Origin of the sequence: Polaribacter sp. Asnod1-A03, from assembly GCF_045063585.1 — a bacterium.
GTDB lineage: Bacteria > Bacteroidota > Bacteroidia > Flavobacteriales > Flavobacteriaceae > Polaribacter.
The window spans coordinates 2,212,465-2,235,548 of record NZ_JBEFOE010000009.1; the positions used below are offsets into that span (position 1 = coordinate 2,212,465).

At 31.7% G+C, this 23,084-nt stretch carries 17 protein-coding genes; 15 read left to right on the top strand and 2 right to left on the bottom strand.

What is annotated here, in order from left to right; genetic code table 11:
- From ACJJVY_RS10180 to ACJJVY_RS10250, 15 genes are all read left to right on the top strand, one after another.
- Positions 1-795, top strand: a complete 795-nt coding sequence (locus ACJJVY_RS10180; RefSeq protein WP_405607787.1) for a hypothetical protein — start codon at positions 1-3, stop codon at positions 793-795.
- Positions 795-1,952, top strand: coding sequence for a glycosyltransferase (locus ACJJVY_RS10185; protein WP_405607790.1), 1,158 nt, complete (start codon positions 795-797; stop codon positions 1,950-1,952). The genes ACJJVY_RS10180 and ACJJVY_RS10185 overlap by 1 nt, the downstream gene beginning before the upstream one ends.
- Before the next feature lie 6 nt (positions 1,953-1,958).
- Positions 1,959-3,011 (top strand): acyltransferase, encoded by a 1,053-nt coding sequence (locus ACJJVY_RS10190; protein ID WP_405607793.1) that lies wholly within the window; start codon positions 1,959-1,961, stop codon positions 3,009-3,011.
- 228 nt (positions 3,012-3,239) lie between these two features.
- Positions 3,240-4,379: a polysaccharide pyruvyl transferase family protein gene (locus ACJJVY_RS10195; protein WP_405607796.1), complete on the top strand. Its 1,140-nt coding sequence runs from the start codon at positions 3,240-3,242 to the stop codon at positions 4,377-4,379.
- A gap of 19 nt (positions 4,380-4,398) precedes the next feature.
- Entirely contained in the window at positions 4,399-4,959 is a 561-nt protein-coding gene (locus tag ACJJVY_RS10200; protein WP_405607799.1) for a putative colanic acid biosynthesis acetyltransferase, read from the top strand.
- Entirely contained in the window at positions 4,952-5,962 is a 1,011-nt protein-coding gene (locus ACJJVY_RS10205; protein ID WP_405607802.1) for an acyltransferase family protein, read from the top strand. Before ACJJVY_RS10200 ends, ACJJVY_RS10205 begins: the two co-directional genes overlap by 8 nt.
- A 3-nt stretch (positions 5,963-5,965) precedes the next feature.
- On the top strand, positions 5,966-6,856 hold the full coding sequence (locus tag ACJJVY_RS10210; protein ID WP_405607805.1) for a glycosyltransferase family 2 protein: 891 nt from the start codon (positions 5,966-5,968) through the stop codon (positions 6,854-6,856).
- A 26-nt stretch (positions 6,857-6,882) separates the two neighbouring features.
- Entirely contained in the window at positions 6,883-8,022 is a 1,140-nt protein-coding gene (locus tag ACJJVY_RS10215; protein ID WP_405607808.1) for an acyltransferase family protein, read from the top strand.
- Between the two features lie 91 nt (positions 8,023-8,113).
- Positions 8,114-8,884: a glycosyltransferase family 2 protein gene (locus ACJJVY_RS10220; RefSeq protein WP_405607811.1), complete on the top strand. Its 771-nt coding sequence runs from the start codon at positions 8,114-8,116 to the stop codon at positions 8,882-8,884.
- A 40-nt stretch (positions 8,885-8,924) separates the two neighbouring features.
- The gene (locus tag ACJJVY_RS10225; protein ID WP_405607813.1) at positions 8,925-10,316 is read left to right on the top strand and encodes an undecaprenyl-phosphate glucose phosphotransferase; all 1,392 of its coding nucleotides are present in this window, start codon (positions 8,925-8,927) and stop codon (positions 10,314-10,316) included.
- Positions 10,300-11,118 carry a polysaccharide biosynthesis/export family protein gene (locus tag ACJJVY_RS10230; RefSeq protein WP_405607815.1) on the top strand — a complete coding sequence of 273 codons (819 nt, stop codon included), beginning with the start codon at positions 10,300-10,302 and terminating at the stop codon, positions 11,116-11,118. The genes ACJJVY_RS10225 and ACJJVY_RS10230 overlap by 17 nt, the downstream gene beginning before the upstream one ends.
- 24 nt (positions 11,119-11,142) lie before the next feature.
- Positions 11,143-13,527, top strand: a complete 2,385-nt coding sequence (locus tag ACJJVY_RS10235; RefSeq protein WP_405607817.1) for a GumC family protein — start codon at positions 11,143-11,145, stop codon at positions 13,525-13,527.
- A 517-nt stretch (positions 13,528-14,044) separates the two neighbouring features.
- Positions 14,045-15,031, top strand: coding sequence for a TRAP transporter substrate-binding protein (locus ACJJVY_RS10240; RefSeq protein ID WP_405607820.1), 987 nt, complete (start codon positions 14,045-14,047; stop codon positions 15,029-15,031).
- Entirely contained in the window at positions 15,031-15,501 is a 471-nt protein-coding gene (locus tag ACJJVY_RS10245; protein WP_405607823.1) for a TRAP transporter small permease, read from the top strand. The genes ACJJVY_RS10240 and ACJJVY_RS10245 overlap by 1 nt, the downstream gene beginning before the upstream one ends.
- A gap of 5 nt (positions 15,502-15,506) precedes the next feature.
- The gene (locus tag ACJJVY_RS10250) at positions 15,507-16,805 is read left to right on the top strand and encodes a TRAP transporter large permease (RefSeq protein ID WP_405607826.1); all 1,299 of its coding nucleotides are present in this window, start codon (positions 15,507-15,509) and stop codon (positions 16,803-16,805) included.
- A 780-nt stretch (positions 16,806-17,585) separates the two neighbouring features.
- Here the strand turns inward: ACJJVY_RS10250 and ACJJVY_RS10255 are convergent.
- Together ACJJVY_RS10255 and ACJJVY_RS10260 are read right to left on the bottom strand one after the other, a co-directional pair.
- Positions 17,586-19,493 carry a RagB/SusD family nutrient uptake outer membrane protein gene (locus tag ACJJVY_RS10255; protein WP_405607829.1) on the bottom strand — a complete coding sequence of 636 codons (1,908 nt, stop codon included), beginning with the start codon at positions 19,491-19,493 and terminating at the stop codon, positions 17,586-17,588.
- Between the two features lie 31 nt (positions 19,494-19,524).
- On the bottom strand, positions 19,525-22,776 hold the full coding sequence (locus ACJJVY_RS10260; RefSeq protein ID WP_405607832.1) for a SusC/RagA family TonB-linked outer membrane protein: 3,252 nt from the start codon (positions 22,774-22,776) through the stop codon (positions 19,525-19,527).
- Positions 22,777-23,084: the final 308 nt, after the last annotated feature.

Below are 23,084 nucleotides of genomic sequence, written 5' to 3' on the forward strand. Positions count from 1 at the left end.
ATGGGATTTTGGGATTTAATGATTCAAAAAGATGATTTTATCATACAAGGAATCAATGGTTTAGTGGCTGTAAAAAATCGATTTTCATTTGGAAAACAAAGAATTGTAAAATCGATGAAAAAAACATATCAAAATATAGATAAAGGAGATGAAGTATATGTTGTTTTGAATGGTCCTTCTTTAAAAAAACAAAATTTATCCTTGTTAAAAGGAAAAGATCTAATGTTTGTAAACAGAGGGTTTAAACATGAATTATATAAAGAGTTACAACCTAAATTTCATGTATTTGTAGATCCCAAGCTAAAATCTGGAGTTTGGCCAATTACATGGTTAGATGAAATTTTGGAAATGACACCCGAAGTTATTTTTATAATGCCTGTAAATTGGTTTCATTTAGAAAAACTAAAGCCTTATAAGAAGAGAGGTGTAAAATTTCTTTGGATGTTATCAAATACGCCTTTAAATTGTATAGGGGTATCTGGATATTGTTTTAAAGCAGCCATGTTTTGCGGTTATAAACAAATTTATTTTACTGGATTTGATGCCAATGGGTTAGCTTACGAACTAATCAATCATCAAAGCCATTTTTACGGCGCTAACGAAGAGAACAACACAAAAACTAGTAAAAATTATGTATTAGACTTGTTAATGCATAGTAGGCATTTAAGAGATTTACAAAGATTAGCAGAAAGTTCTAAGAAAAAGGGAGTAGAAATTATAAATTTAACAGAGGGAGGCTTGTTAGATATGTTTCCAAGGAAGACTATAGAAGAATCTGTAAAAGCATCAAAGTAATGAAAGTATTACATGTAATAGGGAGCATGAACCCAGAAACCGGAGGGGTTTGTAAAGCAGTAAGAGATATTATTGATGGGATGAAAATTTTAAAATCAGACATTATCAATAGCGTTCTGTGTCTAGATCCTAAAGATGCTTCCTATCTTAAAGAAGATCCTTTTACTGTAATAGCTCTTGAAGATAACAGAACAGGATGGAGTTATAGTAAAGCATTAATGCCTTGGTTAAAAAAACACGTAAAAAACTATGATTTATTAATAGTTCATGGTTTATGGCAATATCAAAGTTTTGCTGTCTGTAAAGCAGCTAAAGCAACACAAGTACCTTATTATGTAATGCCGCACGGGATGCTAGATCCTTATTTTCAAAAAGCCAAAGAGCGAAAATTAAAAGCGATTAGAAATAGGGTGTTTTGGGAGGTTGTAGAACGTAATTTGGTAAACAGCGCGGAGGGTTTGTTGTTTACATGTGAAGAAGAGAAGCAACTGGCAAGAACCACGTTTAAAGGATATCGACCTAATTCTGAAAAAGTAGTTGGTTTAGGGGTAGATGTACCTCCTAAAGAAACCATTGAGATGGAAAAGGCATTAAAAGCCAAAGTACCCGAATGGAATGAAAACCCTTTTTGGTTATTTTTAAGTCGTATTCACCCAAAAAAAGGCGTAGACCTTTTAATAGATGCCTATATAAAATTAGAAAAAGAACATTCTGTATTGCCGCAGTTAATTATTGCTGGACCAGGGGGTGAGACAGAGTATGGTCAGATGGTTTTTGAAAAGGCAAAGGGTTCTAAACATATTTATTTTCCGGGAATGTTGTCTGGAGATGCACGTTGGGGTGCTTTTTACAAAGCAGAAGCATTTGTTTTAACAAGTCATCAAGAAAATTTTGGTTTTGCGGTGGTAGAAGCGATTTCTTGCGGAACTCCAGTTTTAATTTCTGATAAAGTGAATATTTGGAGAGAGATTAAGAATGGAAATGTAGGCATGGTAGAAGTAGATACTAAAAAAGGAGCTTACGAGCTATTAAGTAAATGGTTTAGACTTAATAATGTTGCTAAGGAAAATTATGCTGAAGAAACTTTAAAAGTATATCAAAAATATTTTGATGTAAAAGAGGTGTCGAAACAATTTGTAAAAGCAATTAAAAGGTAGCCTATCATGGATAAAAAATTAAGCGAAAAGATTAAAGTAATTTCATTTGTATTGATTTTGTTGGTATTGTACATACATTCAGGTTTTCATCTAGATGAAATTGCAGGAATGGGCATTAATTTTTATGTGCAACGTGCTTTGGGTAAGATGTTAGGGAGATGTGCGGTACCTTTATTTTATGTAATCTCTGGTTACTTATTCTATTTTACGGCAAAAAATATCCAAAGTGTTTTTGATAAAATGAAAAAGAGGTTTAAATCCTTGGTAATTCCTTATTTAATTGGTTGTCTTTTTTTTGTTTCTGTTTTTTTTATTTTAAGATATGTTCCTGGAGTCTCTCAGTTTATGAATAGTAATCTTTCTGAATTCTTTAAAGAGTCTCCTAAGGTTATGTTATACAAAACGTTTATAAACTCAGGAAGTGGTACACCATTAGCTTTTCATTTATGGTTTTTACGCGATTTAATCTTATTAGTACTAACTGCCCCAATTTGGTATTTTGCATTTAAGTATTTGCGTTGGTATTGGGTACCTTTGGTTGCAATATTGGCTTTTTATTTTTCCAAAACTCCTCAGGTTTATGCATTATTTTGGTTTGCATTGGGGGGGGCATTGCCATTAACAACTTTTAAAGTTTTGGATAGAAGTAGCTCCGTAAGAAAGATTATAGTAATACTATTATTTTTGATTTTATGTATAGTACAATTATGTACCATAACATGGGTAGGGTGGCTGTCTTTAAAAATCCCTATTATTTTTATAGGAGTAATGGCTATTTGGTATGCGTATGATGTATTGGTTCCTGATGATTTTAACTTAGAATCACATCGCTATTTGGTTTACGCCACTTCATTTACTTTTTTTATTTACCTTTTTCATGAACCTTCATTAAATGTTGTAAGAAAGATTATCGTATTTCTTATAGGTAAAAATAGTTTGGGTTATTTAATTTCTTATTTATTATCACCTTGGTTATTTTTCTTTACAGGAACAATAGTTGGTTTAATTTTTAAAAAAATATTGCCTAGAGCATATGGTTATGCCGCAGGTGGCAGGTAGTAATTGTCAAAAAATAAGTTTTATAAACTTATTAATTAAGATAAACAGAATATAATTGATTGTGGAAGAAAAAATTAGATAATCAAACAATTAAAACAATTAAGTATGGAAAATTGTCAGGTTTAAGGATTTTATGAAAACAATACATAAAAAAAGGTAATAAGGTATTAATTGATAAAAACAAATAAAATATATTTCTAAAAATTTATTTAAAAAAAAAACTAAAAAATGAAAAAAATAGGAATCATCACCATACTAAATGTAAATAATTACGGAGCAGAATTGCAAGCCTCTGCCTTAAATATAAAGTTGCGAGATATGGGATATGATAATGAAATTATCAATTACCTGTACTATAAGCATAAAGATTATAAGCCAGAAAAAAAATCGAAACCCATTGTAAAAATAGATACAATTACCAACATGAAAGGTATTGCTTTAAAATGGATAGATAAATACAATAAAGTAACCCATGCAGCAAATACTAAAATAAGAAAAGAACGCTTTGATAAATTTCATGCAGAAAACACCAATATTTCTAAGCCTTATAAAAGTATTTCAGAATTGTACAATGCAAATTTAGACTATGATGTGTTTATTGTAGGAAGTGATCAAGTATGGAACCCGAATACTAGAACTTCTATAGAACCTTATTTTTTAACATTTGCTCCTAAAGATAAGAAAAGAATCTCTTTTGCTTCTAGTTTTGGTGTAGGTAGTCTAAATAAGGATTTTTATCCCACTTATAAAAAATGTTTTGAGAGCCTAGATACAATTTCTTGTAGAGAAGGATCGGGGGTCGATTTAATCAAAGAGATTACAGGTAGAGAGGCTACTCAAGTAGTAGATCCAACTTTGCTTTTAACCAAGACTGAATGGGAATCTAAAATGGTTAAATATGAAAGTAAAGAGCCATACATTCTAATGTATATTTTAACGTATTCACCCTACATTACAAACTTAGCCAAAGAAATTCAAAAACAAACAGGTTATAAAATTATTAGAGTATGTTTTAATTCTGTAAATGTAGAAAAAGACCCAACGATCCTAAACATAGTAGATGCAGGTCCTTCAGAGTTTTTAGGCTTATATGCGGGAGCTTCTTTTGTTTTAACCAATTCTTTTCATGGTTCGGTGTTTTCTTTAATATTCGAAAAACCATTTTATACAATTGCACCAGCAACAAAAAACAACAATGCTAGGCAAGAGAATTTATTAAAAATGGTGGGCTTAGAAAATAGGTTAGTTAAAGAAGGAAGTCCTTTTCCAACAGATGCATTAGAGATCGATTTTACCTTTCCATCAGAAGAACTAGAAAGACAAAGACAAAAATCCTTAAACTTTTTGACAAACGCTATCAACAAATAAATTTAGGAGACTAATTATTATGGAAGAATCTAATATAAACAATACAACAACACGGCATAAATTTTCTCTAAAGAATAAAATTTCTAGGGTTTTGTGGATGTTGTGTTCCATATTTTTCTTTAAACCTTTTAAACCTAGATTGTTTAAAAAATGGCGCGTATTTGTATTGCGTTGTTTTGGGGCTAATGTAAGTTGGAAAGCCATGGTAAATGCCAATGTAAAAATATGGGCTCCATGGAATCTTACCATGGGTGATTATGCATGTTTAGGCCCTAATGTAGATTGTTACAATCAAGGGCATATTACCATAGAAGCCAACACCACAATTTCTCAAAAAAGTTATTTATGTGCATCTAGCCACGATTTTACTTCTGTAAAGAACGAACTTTTTTTAGCTCCCATACATATAGCAAATAACGTTTGGGTAGCAGCAGGTGCTTTTATAGGGCCTGGGGTTACTATAAAAGAAGGTGCTATAGTTGGGGCTAAAGCAGCGGTATTTAAAAATGTAGAAGATTGGACTGTAGTAGGAGGAAATCCAGCAAAATTAATTAAAAAAAGAGTTCTGAAAAATGGCTGAAAATAAAAATAGAATTGAAGGTGTTGATTTACTAAAAGGGATTACTATTTTATTGGTTGTAATTTATCATTTGGGTATATTTTATGGTTTATCAGATATTATTAGAATGTATGTTGGTCCATTTTTTATGCAATTGTTTTTTTTTGTATCTGGACTCTTCTTTTCAACAAAAAAATCTTTTAAATTGTTTTTTTGGAATAAAGTAAATAGATTAATTATTCCATTACTTTTCTTTTATCTTTTAAATTATTTTGTAGGTTTTTTAGCTTCTTATTTTTTCTCATCAAGCCCACTTGTAGATGAATTCTCTTATGCTTCTCTTTTAGATTTATTTAACGGAAATGAATATTTTACATATTCTGGAGCTTTGTGGTTTTTGGCATGCCTAACAAATGCTTATTTTTTAATGTATCTGATTTTTCTAATCAAAAATGAAGTTTTAAAATTTTTAGTGGTTATAAGCCTCTCATTAATTGGTTATTATTTAGGAGTAAATAAAATAGATTTACCTTATTTTATAGATTCATCTTTAACTGTTATTTTATTCTTTTATTTAGGAACTATTTTAAAAAATAATATAGACACAATTATAAATAAGTATAGCCAAACTTATTTATTGTTAATTTTTTATGCTTTGTTTATTGTTTCTATTTTTATTTTTGATGATGAGCTTTTGTTAATGAAAAATTATATTGATGGTAATTATTTTGTTATTGTGTTAACAGCTATTATAGGTATTTTTAGCCATTTTTTAATATGTGTAAAAATTAATAAAATAAAAATTATTAATTTTCTTGGTAAAAATTCCCTTATTATATTAGGAACTCATCAAGTTTTAATAGTGCTCTTTAAATTAATTTTAAATCAATTTTCTTTCTTAAATAATGTTTCTGCATTAATTATTAATTTATTGTGTATAGTTGTTATAGAAATATTTATTATTAATTTTTTAAATCGTTTTTTACCTCATTTTGTAGGTGGTAAAGACATCATTAAAATTTAGTTTATGAGTTTAGCAGCAATAATATTAACGTATAACGAAGAACAGCATATTGCTCGTTGCATTACTTCTTTAAAAGATTTAGTTGATGAAATTTATATCATCGATTCCTTTAGCAAAGACAATACTGTTGAGATTGCCAAAGAATTAGGAACCAAGGTTTTTCAAAATCCATGGGTCAACTATGCCACTCAATTTAATTGGGCCTTAGAAAATTGTAACATTACTTCTGATTGGGTTTGGCGTATTGATGCCGATGAATATGCCGATGAAGCTTTGATCGCCAATTTAAAACAACAATTACCAACGGTAGGTAAAGAGGTAACAGGGATTTATGTACGCAGGGGGATTGTCTTTTTAGATAGGTTATTACAATACGGCACTTGGGCACCTCGCTGGAATTTAAAAATTTTTAGACATCAAGTAGGAAGTTGTGAAAACCGTTGGATGGACGAACATATTATTTTATCACATGGTGAAACCATACAAGTAGAAGGTTGCCAAATTGATGCCAATTTGAATGATTTTACTTGGTGGACAGATAAGCACAACCATTATGCAACCAGAGAAATGGTAGACATGTTAAGCATCAAATACCAATTGGGATCTCAAAAAGAAGTAGAATCGAAGATTTTTGGAACGAGCGAGCAACGTAAAAGGTTTATGAAAATGAAATATGCCAATATTCCTTTATTTGTCCGTCCTTTTCTTAACTTTGTCTATCGCTATATCTTTCGTTTGGGATTTTTAGACGGGAAACCTGGATTTATATGGCATGTATTGCAAGGCTTTTGGTATCGTTATTTAGTAGATGCCAAATTGTATGAATTAAATAGACGTTTTAACAAAGATGAAACAGCTATCAAAGCTTATCTCAAAGAAACCTATTTCAATTAGAAAATAAATTATTAAAATATTTTTAAATGGTAACTAAGAGAAATGTATTATTTGATTTAATTAGAGGTGTAAGTGCGCTCGTAGTAATGTTTAGTCATCTTAGAAATACGATGTTTATTGATTATTCAGAGTTAAAAGGTACAGGAAATATAAGTACAAAAATATTTTATTTTTTTACAGGTTTAGGGCATCAGGCAGTTATGATTTTCTTTGTTTTGAGTGGTTTTTTTGTAGGAGGAGCAGTTATAAATAAGAGAAGAATATTTAAATTTTCTGATTATTTACTGTCTAGACTTACAAGGTTATGGGTTGTTTTAATACCTGCTCTTATCTTTACATTAGGTTTAGATCTTTTAGTTGATTTCTTATCACCTGATATTATTGAAGGAACTTACTTAAAAATATTGAATAGTGGTCCTAAAGAATCTTACTCTTTGTCCATAAAAACATTTATTGCAAACATATTCTTTTTTCAAACGATATATACTCCTGTTTATGGTAGTAATAGTCCTTTATGGAGTTTGGCAAACGAATTTTGGTATTATATTCTATTTCCTTTAATGTTTATTGTTTTAAAAAATAAATCAACTTATAATTTTTATATTAGAGTTTTATCATTTTTTTTATTAATAGGTTTTTCTATAATGATATATGATAAACTTGAAGGGTATTTAATTTGGTTAATGGGAGTTCTAGTTTTTGCATTGTATCAAAGTAATATTAAAATCAGAAATAAATCCATTAGCAATCTTATAATTTTATTTTCTATGATACTTTTCTTAATTTCTATAGTCGTTTCTAAAAAAGATTATTTTGCAGGTGTTTCTTTAATATCTAATGATTTATTTATTGGTGTTTGTTTTAGTATATTCATTTTTTCTATAAAAGATTCAAGTTTTTTTATTATTGAAAATAAATACCTTTCTAAGTTTTCTATATGGTTGTCTAATATTTCTTTCACTTTATATGTAATTCATTTTCCCTTGTTGATGTTAATTTTTGCATTATTTTACAAAGATAATATGCAAGTTTTATCTTTAAATAGTTTCATTGAATTTAGTACCATTTCAATTGTATTAATTGTTTTTAGTTATTTCTTTTGGTATTTATTTGAAAGAAATACTGATAAAGTAAAAAAGTACATTAAGCAAAAAATAACGAAATAATTTTATAGTGGGTAATAATATTATTAAAATGTACCTTTGATAATAAAGATGATTTTAATAGTAAAATAACTTTGACCAAACAAAATATTAAATGAAAGTATCCATAATCACTATTGTATATAACAATGCAGTTTGTATAGAAAGCTGTATAGAATCTGTATTGAGTCAAACTTATAATGATATCGAACACATCATCATCGATGGTGGCTCTACAGATGGCACCCAAGATAAGATCCAACCTTATATTCCGCAACTAGGATATTATTTGTCTGAAAAAGACAAAGGGTTGTACAATGCCTTAAATAAAGGGATTAATGTAGCAACAGGTGATGTTATTGGGATTTTGCATTCAGATGATTTGTTTTATGAAACTACTTCGGTGGCAAAAATAGCTGAAGCTTTTTTGCAAAGTAAAGCAGATTTGGTCTATGCCAACGGATTATATGTAGAAAGAGCGGATATAAAAAATGTAAAACGTATTTACAAAGCGAAACCTTATAAAAAACGCTTTTTAAATTTTGGATGGATTCCTTTGCACACCACCATTTATACTACCAAGACTATTTTTGAAGAATATGGTTTATATGATGAGTCTTACCGAATTGCCAGTGATTATGAAATTTCCTTAAGATGGTTTAAAAACACCGCGATTAAAAAGTACTTTTTAAATGAATGGGTAGTAAAAATGCGTTTGGGGGGGAAAAGTACCACCGCTAGTTTGCAAAAAAAGAAGTCTTCGGAAGATTTTACCATCATAAAGAAGCATAAGTTGTTAGGATTTTTTACTTTAGCCAGCAAAATCGCGAGAAAAGTACCACAATACTTGATCCCTAAAATGTATTCAATCAAAAGCAGTACATAAACCATAAGACGCTGTATATCCCCTAAAAGAGTAAAAGAAAATGTTTAAGCCAAAAAATAAAAAAATATCCTTGATGCTACTGCTGGTAGACATCACATTGCTATTGAGTTGCTTTGTTGTTGCCAAATTAAGCATGTTCAATTTACTAATTTCCTTAAAGCTAGAGTTTGTCTTGTTGTTTTTATCTTGGTCTTTATTGTGGGCTATTATAGGATTGAAACAAGGTTTGTATGATGTGCCAAGAATCATACAAATGCACAAAGTGGTGGCAAAAAATTTAAAAGCCTTTTTAATCTTCTTTTTTATCAGTACGGGTTTGTTCTTTATAGTCACCGAATATGAGTTTTCTAGAAAATTTGTATTGTTGGTATTACTTTTCTTTGTGATGAGTATGACGGCTTTTCGCATGTTTGTGATGTATTGGTTAAAGCATACCCGAAAAAAAGGGAATAGAAACAATAGCATAGTGATCATTGGGATGAATGAGAATGTAACTAAGCTCATAGAAAAAATATATAAGAACAAAAGCTATGGTTTTCAAATAAAAGGGGTATTGACCGATGCCAAGGTAACGCCAGACTTTAAAGAATTTTACAAGGGAAAACTGGCAGATGTGACAGAGTTTTTAGACCAGCAAAAATTAGATGAAATCATCATCAGTTTGCCCTATACACAAAGCAAGTTGATCAATGATTTATTTCGATATGCGGATAATAATATGATCCGGGTCCGCATCATTCCAGAGTTTTCGGAATACTTATCACAGGTATTTACCATTGATTATGTACACAACATCCCAGTAATGAAGTTGCGTAACGAACCTTTGAACAAATTATCCAATCGGGTAATCAAACGGGTTTTTGACATTGTCTTTTCTTTGGGAGTGATTTTACTGATTTTTTCATGGTTATTTCCTATCATTGCCATCATCATTAAATTGACCAGTAAAGGCCCTGTGTTTTTTAAACAGTTAAGAACGGGGAAAGATGACGAACCTTTCTCTTGTTTAAAATTTAGAAGCATGGTGGTAAATACAGAAAGCGATGCCAAACAAGCTACCAAAGGAGACAAAAGGGTAACCCCTTTTGGGGCCTTTATGCGCAGAACTAGTATTGACGAGTTGCCACAGATTTTAAATGTATTGTTCAACAACATGTCGTTGGTAGGACCCAGACCCCATATGTTAAAACATACGGAAGAATACCGAGGGTTGGTAGACAAATTTATGGTACGACATTTTGCAAAACCAGGTGTTACCGGTTGGGCACAAATAAATGGATACAGAGGAGAAACCAAAGAAGTAAGTGACATGGCAAACCGAGCCGAAGCTGATATTTGGTATTTAGAAAATTGGAGCTTTATGTTAGACATAAAGATTATCTTTAATACCGCTTTTTCCATGTTCTTTAAAAAAGATGAAAACGCATTTTAAAACAAAATTTAGCAGCATGAATCAAATCAAAAAAACAAAAAAACAAATGAAGTACGCTTACCTATTCTTAATCTTGGTTTCCTTAGGAATCACTTCTTGTGTTTCTAAGAAAAAGATGGTGTATTTCGGGGAAAGAGAATGGTCTGTCATTAACAATGACTTGCAAAATTATGAACCGACCATTCAAAAAGACGACATGATTACCATCTATGTGTCGGCAACCAATTCCGAAGCTGTCTTACCATTTAATATTTATGAAAGTCCTATTTTAGGAAATTCGTTAGGAAATTTAAAGCCGATACCTTATCTAGTGAATGCTCAAGGAGAAATTAACTTTCCTATTTTAGGAACTCTAAAAGTGGAGGGGATGACCAATAATGAATTGAGTTTGTTATTGATAAAAAAACTCAAAGAATATATTGCAGACCCCATCGTTAATATTCGTACGGTCAACTTTAAGGTAACCGTAGTTGGAGAGGTAAATAGACCGGGAGCTTTTACGGTGTCCAACCAACGGATTACTGTGGTAGAAGCTTTAGGTTTGGCAGGGGATTTGACCATCAAAGCAAATAGAAAAAACATTACATTAGTTAGAGAAAAAGATGGTAAACGTATTTTTATTCCAATTGATTTGACCAACAAAGAATTGTTTAATTCGCCTTACTATTATTTATCTCAAAATGATGTGATTTATGTAGAACCGAACAAGGCGCAGATAAATTCATCGGTAGTAGGGGCCAATACCAGTATTATTTTTTCAGCGATATCATCCTTATTATCCATCATTGCTATTTTATTTTAAAAGCCAATTAATCTTAGTTTAATTATGCAACAAGAAAACAGTCACCTATTTGAAGAAGAAGAGTCAATCAATTTACAAGAAATATTGGGCAAGTACCTGTATTATTGGAAATGGTTTGTACTATGTATCCTTATTGCCTCTTTAGGAGGGTATATGTACTTGAGATATACACCCAACCAATACCAAGTAGCGTCTTCCATTTTGATTGATGATGAGGATAGTGGCGGACTGTCTAATGAATTGTCGGCTTTTGAAGACTTGGGCTTGATGGGAGATAATAAAAATTCCATTGAAAACGAAATTGGGATTTTAAAATCTTATTCTTTGATGGAAACGGTGGTTAAAGATTTGGGAATTAATATGACTTTTCATCACAAAGGAAATGTCCGAGATGTAGAAATTTATGATGAAAAGCCTCCTTATAATGTGGTGTTTGCAAACAAAGAGCAGATATATGATGTAAGTACAATTTTTACCATTGTAACAGAAACTCCTACCCAGTTTACCATGATTTTAGGAGATGGGAGTAGTTCCATACATTTATTTGGTGAAAAAATTAGCACAGCCTTTGGAGATATCACGATCACCCCAAGAGATGAATTACCCTTAAAAAAAGATGGAGGGGTTAAAGTGAAAATTAGCTCATTAAAAAATGTAGTCAATGGATTAAGAGGGAAACTAGGAGTCTCTATAAAATATGATGGTTCTAGTATCATAGAATTAAGTTTAACTGCCGAGAACCGAGCAAAGGCCATAGCTATTTTAAACAAATTGGTACAGCAGTATAATGAAAACGCAGTGGCAGATAAAAATTTGGTAGGAAACAATACCAAAAAGTTTATCAACGAGCGTTTGGCGGTAATTGAAAAAGATTTGAATGATGTAGACAAGGGAGTTGAAGAGTTTAAGGCAACCAATAGTTTGACCGACATTTCTTCTGTAGCTACTTTGGCTCTCGAAAATAATGCTGAGTTAGAAAAGAAAATCACCGAACTGAATACCCAATTGCGTTTGACCCAATATGTAGCAGATTATATTAGAGAAAATGAGGACAATTTGATTCCTGCCAATTTGGGCTTGCAAGATGGTTCTGTAAATGCCAACAGTGCCCAATACAACGAATTGATTTTAGAACGCAACCGAATCTTAAAAGGTTCTAGTACTAAAAACCCTGTGGTACAAAACTTAAATTCGCAAATTGCTCAATTGCGTGCTAGTATTACCCAAAGTTTGGTGAATTTACAATCTTCTTTGCAAATCTCTTTAAAGGATGCACAAAAAGCGGAGCAGTTGTCAAGTTCTAAAATGATCTCGGTACCTACTCAGGAGAGAGAGTACAGAGACATACAACGTCAACAAGAAATCATTGAAACTTTGTATTTGTACTTATTACAGAAGAGAGAGGAAAATGCCATTTCTATGTCTTTAAATGTAGCCAATGCCAAATTGTTGGATGCAGCCCAAGCAGGTAGTGCTCCGGTGAGTCCCAGAAGAAAAATGGTGTATCTAGTGGCTTTAGTATTAGGTTTTTTAATTCCTTTTGGTGTTATTTATCTAATGTTTTTATTAGACAATAAGGTACAAGGGAATAAAGATGTAGAAGCCGTGGTAAAAGCACCTTATTTGGGAGAGATTCCTAGAGGTTCAAATGAACAAAAAGTAGTAGTCAGCAAAAATGATCGATCTGGGATTGCAGAATCCTTCAGGATGCTACGTACCAACTTAGACTTTATGATCCCAAAAGGCAAAGAAGGGGTGGGAAAACTGATTTTTGTAACCTCTACCGTACCTGGAGAAGGAAAGACCTTTATTGCCGTAAACTTGTCTTCGGTACTGGCACTTGCGGACAAGAAAAAGGTATTGTTGATTGGGGCAGATATAAGAAAGCCACGTTTGGAAGAATATTTAGACGTAAAACTAGGGAAAGGAATTACCCATTATTTAACCGATGATTCCATACAGATCCCCGAATTGATCCATCATTTAGAGGATATTAATGTGGATATTTTACACTCGGGAATCATTGCTCCGAATCCTGCAGAGCTTTTAAGTAATGGACGTTTTGAAGACCTTTTGGCTTATGGTAAAGAACATTATGATTATGTGGTAGTAGATACAGCTCCTGTAAAACTGGTAACCGATACCATGTTATTAGGAAAAGATGCGGATTTGTTTGTATATACGGTAAGGGCAGATTATACCCACAAAAGATTGTTAGACATTCCTGCAAAAATTTATGAAGACAAGCGTTTGCCAAATATGGCGGTCTTATTGAATGATGTAGACATACAACGTGGTTATGGTTATGGTTATGGTTATGGTTATGGTTATGGTTATGGTAACCAAGGAGGCTATGGTGATGATGTAGAAGAAGTATTACCTTGGTGGAAGAAACTGTTTAAGAAATAAAAGCTTTTTTATAAATTATATTTAAAAAAGAGTAAAAAAAAGAAGAAATTACATTTGTAATTTCTTCTTTTTTTTTGTCATTATTTCTAAATAGAAGAGTAATTACTATTATAAAGTATAGTAATATTTAAATATAACTAGATTATCATTGAAATGAATAGATAGAATTCATTTAAAAAGTATCATACTTAAAAATTTCTTTTTTTTTTTTAAATAGTTAAACATTTGAGAAATAAATAAAATTTATTTTTAAATAACATTAAGACTTGTTTTTTCAACTCAAATTTTTTTATCATAAAAAATGTATTTCAAAAATAAATACTGAATGTTATAGTATTTGTTATTTTCTTATTTTTTAAAATGGGTTATATCTTATACAGAATGGATTATATTTTATATATAATACAGAGCTTGATTTTCTAGATTTACATTTTGAAATAGAGTTGAAGTTATAATGATTTTAAGTCTATAAAACCATTGATTCGTTGATGAATTACAAAATATAAATCAGTATAAAATGATAAAAAAGAATCCTCTCTTTCCAACTTTTGTTATTATAGTTTTCTTGTTTTTATCAGGATGTAAATCCGAAGAAGAAACCAAAGTTTTAAAGCTGGCCCATGCCTTAGATACCCAACACCCGGTGCACAAAGCCATGTTAATTTTAGGTGAAAGATTGAAAGAGAAATCGGGCGGAAAATTAACGGTAACTATTTACCCAAGTAGTCAATTAGGTGGAGAACGAGAATGTTTAGAACTCTTACAAATTGGGAGTTTAGACATTACCAAAGTTTCTGCAGCGGTTTTAGAGAATTTTATACCAGAATACAAGGTGTTTAGTGTGCCTTACATGTTTAGAGATAAGAAACATTTTTTTAGTGTTTTTGATAGTGAAATAGGACAAGAACTCTTATTAAAAGGAGAAAAATTTCGATTAAGAGGGTTAACGTTCTATGACGCTGGTAGTAGAAGCTTTTACATGAAAGAAAATCCGATTAAACTACCTATAGACTTAAAAGGAAAGAAAATAAGAGTTCAAAAAAGTAACATGGCAGTTGCTATGGTAAATGATTTAGGAGGATCGCCAACACCAATTTCTTGGGGAGAACTATATACTGCTTTGCAACAAGGAGTGGTGGATGGCGCAGAAAACAATCCACCGAGTTTTTATTCGTCTAAACATTATGAGGTTTGTAAGTTTTTTTCTTTAGATGAACATACTTCTATCCCCGATGTTTTATTAATCGGTACCGATACTTGGAGTCGTTTAAACGAAGAAGAAAAAGGTTGGTTAAAAGAAGCAGTGGCAGAAAGTACCATTGCACAAAGACAATTATGGGCGGCATCAGAAAAGGAATCTTTAGAAGCTGTAAAAACAGCAGGAGTTGAAATTTTTTATCCAGAGAAAAAACCATTTGAAACACAAACACAAGGTGTTTTAGAAATGTTTGCGGATGATGAAGAAATGAAATCTTTGATTAAATCTATAAAAAATATAAAATAATGAGGGCAAAAATAGATACCGTTTTAGAAAAATTAATGCTTTTTATTTTAGGAATGATGTTATTAAGTGTTGTTTGGCAAGTGTTTTCTCGGTTTGTTTTAAAATCACCAAGTACGATTACGGATGAAATTTCTAGTTTTTCTTTAATTTGGGTTGGATTATTAGGAGCGGCTTACGCCACAGGAAAATATTTACATCTGGCCATTGATTTGATACCAGAACCTATAGTGGCAAAAAAACAAGATTTGTTTGATGGCATTGTGTACGTAGCTACTTTTACTTTTGCTTTTATAGTGATGGTAATTGGAGGCATTCGGTTGTGTCAATTAAGTTTTCAATTCGGACAAACATCAGCAACGTTAGAAATCCCTTTGGGATTGGTGTATTTAGTGGTTCCTATCTCTGGAAGTCTAATTTGCTATTATACCATAGACACCTTGATTCATAAAAGAAAATTAAATAAAGTATAAAAGAGATGAATTTAGTAGAAGTATTAATTTTGGTAACTAGCTTTTTAATTTTCTTATCACTAAGAGTTCCTATTGCTTATGCTGTTGGTTTGGCAGCTTTATTAACTTTATTGAGCTCAATGCCGTTTTTACCTACGGTAACAACCTTAGCGCAAAGAATGGCAACTTCGTTAGATAGTTTTACACTTTCTGCGATACCCTTTTTTATTTTGGCAGGACAAATTATGAACAGAGGAGGAATTGCCGTCCGGTTAATCAATTTTGCAAAGGCCATTGTAGGACCACTTCCTGGAGGTTTGGCTTTTGTAAATATTATTTCTTGTATGTTGTTTGGTGCCATTTCTGGTTCGGCAGTTGCTGCAGCTTCTGCCATTGGAGGGTTTATGAACCCAATGATGGAAAAAGATGGTTATGACAAATCGTTTAGTGCTGCTGTAAATATAACCAGTGCCACTACGGGATTGATCATTCCGCCAAGTAATGTATTAATTGTATATTCTTTGGCAAGTGGTGGCGTTTCCATCGCTGCCTTATTTATAGCAGGTTATGTGCCTGGTTTGTTAATGGGACTTGCTTTAATGTTAGTGGCTTTAATTTATGCCATCATTAAAAAATATCCGACAGATAAGTTGGTTTCTTTTAAAGAGTTTTTAAAACGTTTTATAGCGGCTTTCCCTAGTTTGATGCTGCTGGTACTGGTGATTGGCGGAATTGTTGCGGGTATTTTTACAGCAACAGAAGCTTCTGCCATTGCGGTGGTGTATACCTTGGTATTGGGTTTTGTGTATAAAGAGATTACGTTAAAAGATCTTTCTCCAATTTTGATAGAAACTATAAAAACCTCGGCCATTGTATTGTTTTTAATAGCAACTTCGATTGCCATGTCTTGGGTAATGAGTTATGAAAACATTCCGCAAGAAATTAGTAGTACTTTATTGGCAATTAGTGACAATCCGATCGTTATCTTAATCATCATCAATTTAATCTTATTATTTGTAGGTGTTTTTATGGACATCACTCCAGCTGTTTTAATCTTTACACCGATTTTTTTACCGATAGTGACTGAATTGGGGATGCACCCGGTACATTTTGGAATTATTATGATTATGAATTTGTGCATTGGACTTTGTACTCCTCCTGTTGGTTCCGTACTCTTTGTGGGGTGTAGTGTGGCAGATTTAAAGATTCAGCAAGTAATCAAACCACTTTTGCCTTTATTTTTAATATTGATAGCGGTATTGTTGATAATTACCTATTTTCCGGAACTGACTTTATGGTTGCCCAGACAGTTTGATTTGATATAGTTTGATTTGTTTCTATTAAATGACCTCAGTATCTTTTGTTAAAATATACTGGGTTTTTTGTAGAACAATGTTTTAATGTTCATTCAAATACCTGTTGTGTATTTTGATAAAATGATGTCAATTCTAATGAATTTTATAATAGAGGTGATTTAAATTCATACAGTTGTATTGAGGATGAGAATCGTTGCTTCTAAATTAGTTATCTATACAGTTTTAAGTTATGCTTGCTAACATTTAATTTAGTCTTTATAATGGTTAAAGAAGTATACTTTTAAGTTATTAGGTTAGGTATAGAGTTAAAAATTACTTCTTTTTTAAAAACAAAATGTTTCTATATATCATTGCTTTTTAATTACAAAACTGTAATTTAAATGGTGATTTTCTTAATGACTGTTCATTGTAAAATCACACTTATACACTTTATGTATAAAGACTTATAACTATTCCTGTATTTTAAAATAAGCCTTCTATAGTATTGTTTTTTTAATGCAAACGATCAGCGTTCAATAGGTAAAGAAAAGAGTTCTATCACACTCTTATTTGTTTTAAAGATGATGATGTTGTTACTATTTTCGTGGATAATAATTCTAATTTTTGCTGGTCTAAAAAATCTGTAATTTATTAATTTAATACCTTTCTTAAGGTAGGAATTATTCTGTTTGTTACTAAAGAATTTTTATGAAGGAATGAATTTGAGTAAAAAAAATAGCTGCAGATAAAAATATCTGCAGCTGAAATTAACTACTACTTAAAAAATCAAATCAAATTAAATAATCGTTTTTACCATCCAGGATTTTGTAACAAGCTCTCATTAAGACCTATTTGATTTGTTGGTATTGCATCTAAATAGTTTTTTAGTGCAAAGTTTCTATTTCCTGCAGGGTCTAATATTAAGGCCCCTGCTTTAGTTGTAGCAATACCTGCATAAGAAGATACTTGTTGTTCCGTTGTTGTTAAACCTAAAGGAAATGCATCAGCATTATAGATAGTAGTACCTGGATTTTTAGGGTTATCTGCTGTTTCATATTCTGTACCTTCTATATACACAACACATAAATCCTGGTTTAATTCTACCTCTGCAATTGCCCAACGTTTTAAATCATCAAATCTGAAATTTTCTCCTTCCAATTCGATAGCTCTTTCTCTTCTTATTTCACCTAACATTGTTAAGTCTGAATATGGAGCAATTAAAGCATTTGTAAGAGGTGCTACATTAGCACGTGCTCTAATTTTATTGATAGAAATATCAAGATCAGCATCAGAAATAGTACCATTGCCTAATTCTACTGTAGACTCTGCATAAATTAACATCACTTCTGCTAAACGTATTTGTGGGTAATTAAACGATTCTTCTCTAGTTTCACGTAAACGATATTCTGTGGCAAACTTGCGCCCTAAGTAACCAATATTACGTCCCGCTCCTGGAGACAATAATTGAGGTACATATCTATAGTCGAAAACAACACCGCTCGTTGCAAAATCTGCATCGTATTGGGCACCACCACCATTGGTATTTGCTCCCCAACCCCAGTATTCTCTTAAAGGAGTATGTACAAAACTTTTTAAACGATAATCACGATTTTCAAATTCTGAAGTCATGGTGTCATACCCTTCAAAAACACTTGAATATTGTACTGGTAAACCATCTTCACACAAATACATATCCATCATTTTACGAGAAGGAGTCACTCCTTTTGCATGTGTTAAGTTTTTACGAATTTGTCTTAAAGAGTAATCATAAACAGTTTGAAAAATAAACTCTTTATTATTGGCTTTACTTAAGCCAGCAGGATTAGAACCCCCATCTTCTAAATTGTATAGATAATATAAATGATCTTCACCTAATTCCGCTCTATGATCCCATAATTCAAAGGCTCCGCTATTCATCACCTCTATAGAATATTGTTTAGCATCTGTTAACATACTTTGTACACTAGGATAATCGCTAGGCTTTGCAGAACCTGCACCTTCACTAACACCATCTCCATCTGTACTAGTACCTACATATTTTTCCCAAGTAGCTTCGTAAAGTAATACACGTGCTTTAAAAGCTTTTGCAGCTTCTAACGATAATTTTCCTTGATCTGCTGTACCCATAGAGACTGCTGATGGTAATCTTGAGATGGCTGCTTCTAAATCAGAAAAAATTAGAGAAGCAACTTCATAACGACTATTTCTTGCCGCATACAATTCTGGAGAATCTACATCAAAAGCAATATTTGCAAGAGGCACGCCTCCAAAACGTGTTAATAAGTTATAATGATGCCAAGCTCTAAAGAAATAAGCAGTTCCTATAGAAACTTGAATTTCGCTAATTTCTCCAGTATAATCAACTGCTTTTTCGATGATTTGATTTGCTGCACGCATATATGTGTAATTATTAGACCATATATTATCTGTGGCAGGTGTAGTGATGTTTCCAGAAGAATAAGATGGAGAACCTCCTAAATTTCCTGATAAATCTGAAGAAGTATCACCTTGAGAATCTTGGTCTCCTTCATAGTCAAAACCTAACCTTGAATATAGATTGTTTGCAGCATTTTCAAAATGTTCTGGTGTCTCAAAATATACAGCTTCTGTAACTGAATCTTGAGGTTCTTGGTCTAAGTATTGCTCTTGGCAGCTTGTAAAAGCTAATGCTATTAAAGCAAGAGAAAGACTTACTATTTTTATATTTCTAATTTTCATATGTTGAATATTTCTATATATTAATTAATTATTAAAATGAAAGTTCTAAGCCAAACAACATCGTAGAAGTATAAGGAACTGTTGCTCCTTGACTGGCTGCACTTCCTTTTTCTGGATCAAAACCATCTTTAATGTTATCTATTACAAATAAATCATTTCCTGTAACTGATAAACGTAACCTATCTACTCCTATTTTATCAATTAAATTAGAAGGTAAACTATATCCTAAAGACAATATTTTAGCACGTAAATAAGATGCTTTAATAACGTTTATATCGTTAATATGTCTATAATTCCAATTATTTCTAGATCCGTTATAAGAGATAGCAGGGTTAGAAGCACCAGTATTTGTTGGTGTCCATGAAGAAGTAAGGTAGGTAGGGTTTTGGTTGGTCCACCAACTTCTCATAGGGTAGGCCAAAGCACCGTCTCTAACAATGTATTGTTGTCCTACACCTTGAAAAAATGCGCTAAAATCAAATCCTTTATACTCTAAACCAAGTCTAAAACTATAATTATTGTGTGCACTAGCATCTCCATAATATACAAGGTCATCTGTAGTTATTTTACCATCACCATCTGCATCTACACGTCTTACACTACCAGGTGTTAAACGGTTAGCACTTGTATATGCAGGTAATAATGTTCCAGACTTCATAACTGCTTGGTTAGAGGTATTGTCAAAACCTACTTGGTTGTAATATTCTAATACTTCGCTTTCATTTTGTAGCAATCCATCTGTTTTATATGTGTAGATTGCATTTAAAGGTTTGCCTTCAACAACACCATTTACACCATAAGAGATTGCAGTTGATCCTTCCATTTTAGAAACTTCACTTCTACTATCCCAAAACATTACACCTAGATTATACTTCAATTCACCAATGTTATCTTTCCAGTTTAAACCGAATTCAAAACCATCACTTTTAAAATTCCCACTATTTGTTTTAGGGGCTCCTGCTCCTAATAATTGAGGATAGGTTACAGAAACTAACATGTCGTTATTTTCTCTATGAAAAATATCTAAAGAACCACTTAACCTTCTGTCTAAAAATGTAAAATCTAAACCAAAATTGGTGTTTTGAACACGTTCCCAAGAACGTTCTGTAGTTGTTAAACCACTAATCCAAGAAGTATTTGCTAATGAAGGGTCTGCTCCAAATATTGTAGAACCCGTTCCAATACTAGATAAATAATCATAGGCTCCAATACCTGTTACAGAACCTGTTTCACCATAAGATGCACGTATTTTTAAATTATCAAAGAAATTTAAATTTTCAATAAACTTTAATTTATGAAGATTTATACCTGTAGAACCACTAAAGAAATTTGCCCATCTATAATCTGGGTGTAAACGAGAAGATCCATCTCTACGTCCTAAAAGTTCTAATAAATAAATTCCATCATAATCATAATTAAATTTACCAATGTAAGACATCAACCCAACAGCATAACTAGATCCGTCTGTAGTTTGCGTTGTGATGTCTCCTGTACTAATATCATCTAATTCATCAGATAACATATTAGTTCTAGACATACTATAATTATTACGTTGATCTTGTTCTGCAGTCATACCTGCTAAAATACCAAAGTTGTGTTTGTCGATAGAGAAGTTATAGTTTCCTTGAAATACATGATTTTGGAAAAAACGATCAGAATCTTCATATTTAACGCCAGAACTAGCTAATGTAGTTGGTGTGTATGATACATTACCTTCCCAATCATACATTGTAATAGAAGTATTTCTTGTCATTTTATGACCATTACGAGAACTCATATTACCGAAGTAAGAAAAGTTTAAACCTTTTACAAATTTATCTAAATCTAAAGTTATTTTACCTCCTAATCTAAATATTTGTTCCGTATTAATAGTTCTACCACCTTCATCTAATTTCGCTAATAAGTTGTTTCCTCCAAAGATATCATAGTATTGACCTTGATCGTTGTATAAAGGAAAAACATACATATCTTGTACTCCGTCACCTACACCTTGCGTTGGTTCATTAACCACTCGATTATCATAAGAAACATTAAATTCTGTCTTAATTAAATCGTTTACTTTATGTGTTAAATTTGTTCTAAAATTATAACGTTTTACACCATCATAAACAAATTTAATAGGAGAACGTTCGTTAGCATAACCAAAAGAAGTTCTATAAGTAGTATTCTCATTTCCTCCAGATAGAGACAAGTTATGTCTTTCTGAAACAGTGGTACCATAAACAGCATCGTATTGGTTTGCATCTGCAAAACGGTGTTCTTTACCATCCCACCAAATATAAGATTCTGGTACCATAGGGAAAGTTCCGTTAGAGATTAATCTAGTTTCATCTTCCGTAAAAAAACGATAGGTAGCTGTAGATTGTTGCGTGCCTCCATTTACATCTTGATATTCAAAAGTATCATTTGCTCCTGCTAATAACCAAATATCTGCCCATTCTTGTATACCAGCAACCGGCATGTCTCCTGGTATATTAAATTGAACTTCACTTTTGTAATCTACTTTCATTTTACCACTTTTACCTTTTTTAGTGGTTACCAAAATAACACCACCGGCTGCTTTGGTACCAAATATTGCGGCTGCACCATCTTTTAAAACAGAATAACTTTCTATATCATTCGCATTAATGGTGGCAAGTTGCCATTGAGGAATTTCTAAACCATCTAATAAAATAAGAGGGCTAATATTATTTACAGAAATATCTCCTCTAATTTGAATACTAGATCCATCGTTACCAGGACGAGATGAGGTACGTGTAACAACGACACCAGCAACTTCTCCTTGTAAGGCTAAAGCTGCATTAGAAGTACCTTTACTTCTAAGAATTTCATCTCCTTTTACTTGAGCTACAGAACCAGATAATGTTTCTTTTTTAGCAGTACCGAATCCAACTACAACGATTTCATCTAAAGTCGTAGAGTCGTATACTAATGATACGTTAATAACATTTTTATTACCTACAAGAACTTTTTTAGTGACAAAGCCTAAATAAGAGAATACTAAGGTTGCTCCTTCCGGTACATTAATACTATATTGTCCATCAAAATCAGTAGTTGCCCCAATAGATTTACCTTCTACTATGATATTAACACCAGGTAGAGGAGAATTGTCGTCTGCCGCTAAAACTTGTCCGGTTATTGTTCTATTTTGATTGTTATCTATAGAATAAGTTGGAGTGGCTGCGTGCAATTCTGCAAAAGAGCCGCAAAATACAAAGCCCACTATCCAAAATAAACTTGCAAAAATTTTCAGATTCATCTGACATTGTCTTAGTTTAGTCATAAAATTATTTTTTTAGTTAATTATGTTTCATTGATTTGTTTGTGTCCAAATCGTTAAACAATGTTAAAAATTATTAAAAGAAGAGGTTATAAATTAATATTCAAACCTCATAAAATATCGTTCATTTAATAATTTTCTCCCTGTTAAATCATTAATATGGTTTTTTTATTCTTTTTTTTTATTAAAAATACAATGAATGTAATCTTTTTTTAACTTAAAATTATACATATTTATTTAATCTTTAAAAAGAGTCTATTTTTTCTTTTTAAAACAGAAGAAAATTTGTTTCTATAGATAATTAATAGAAG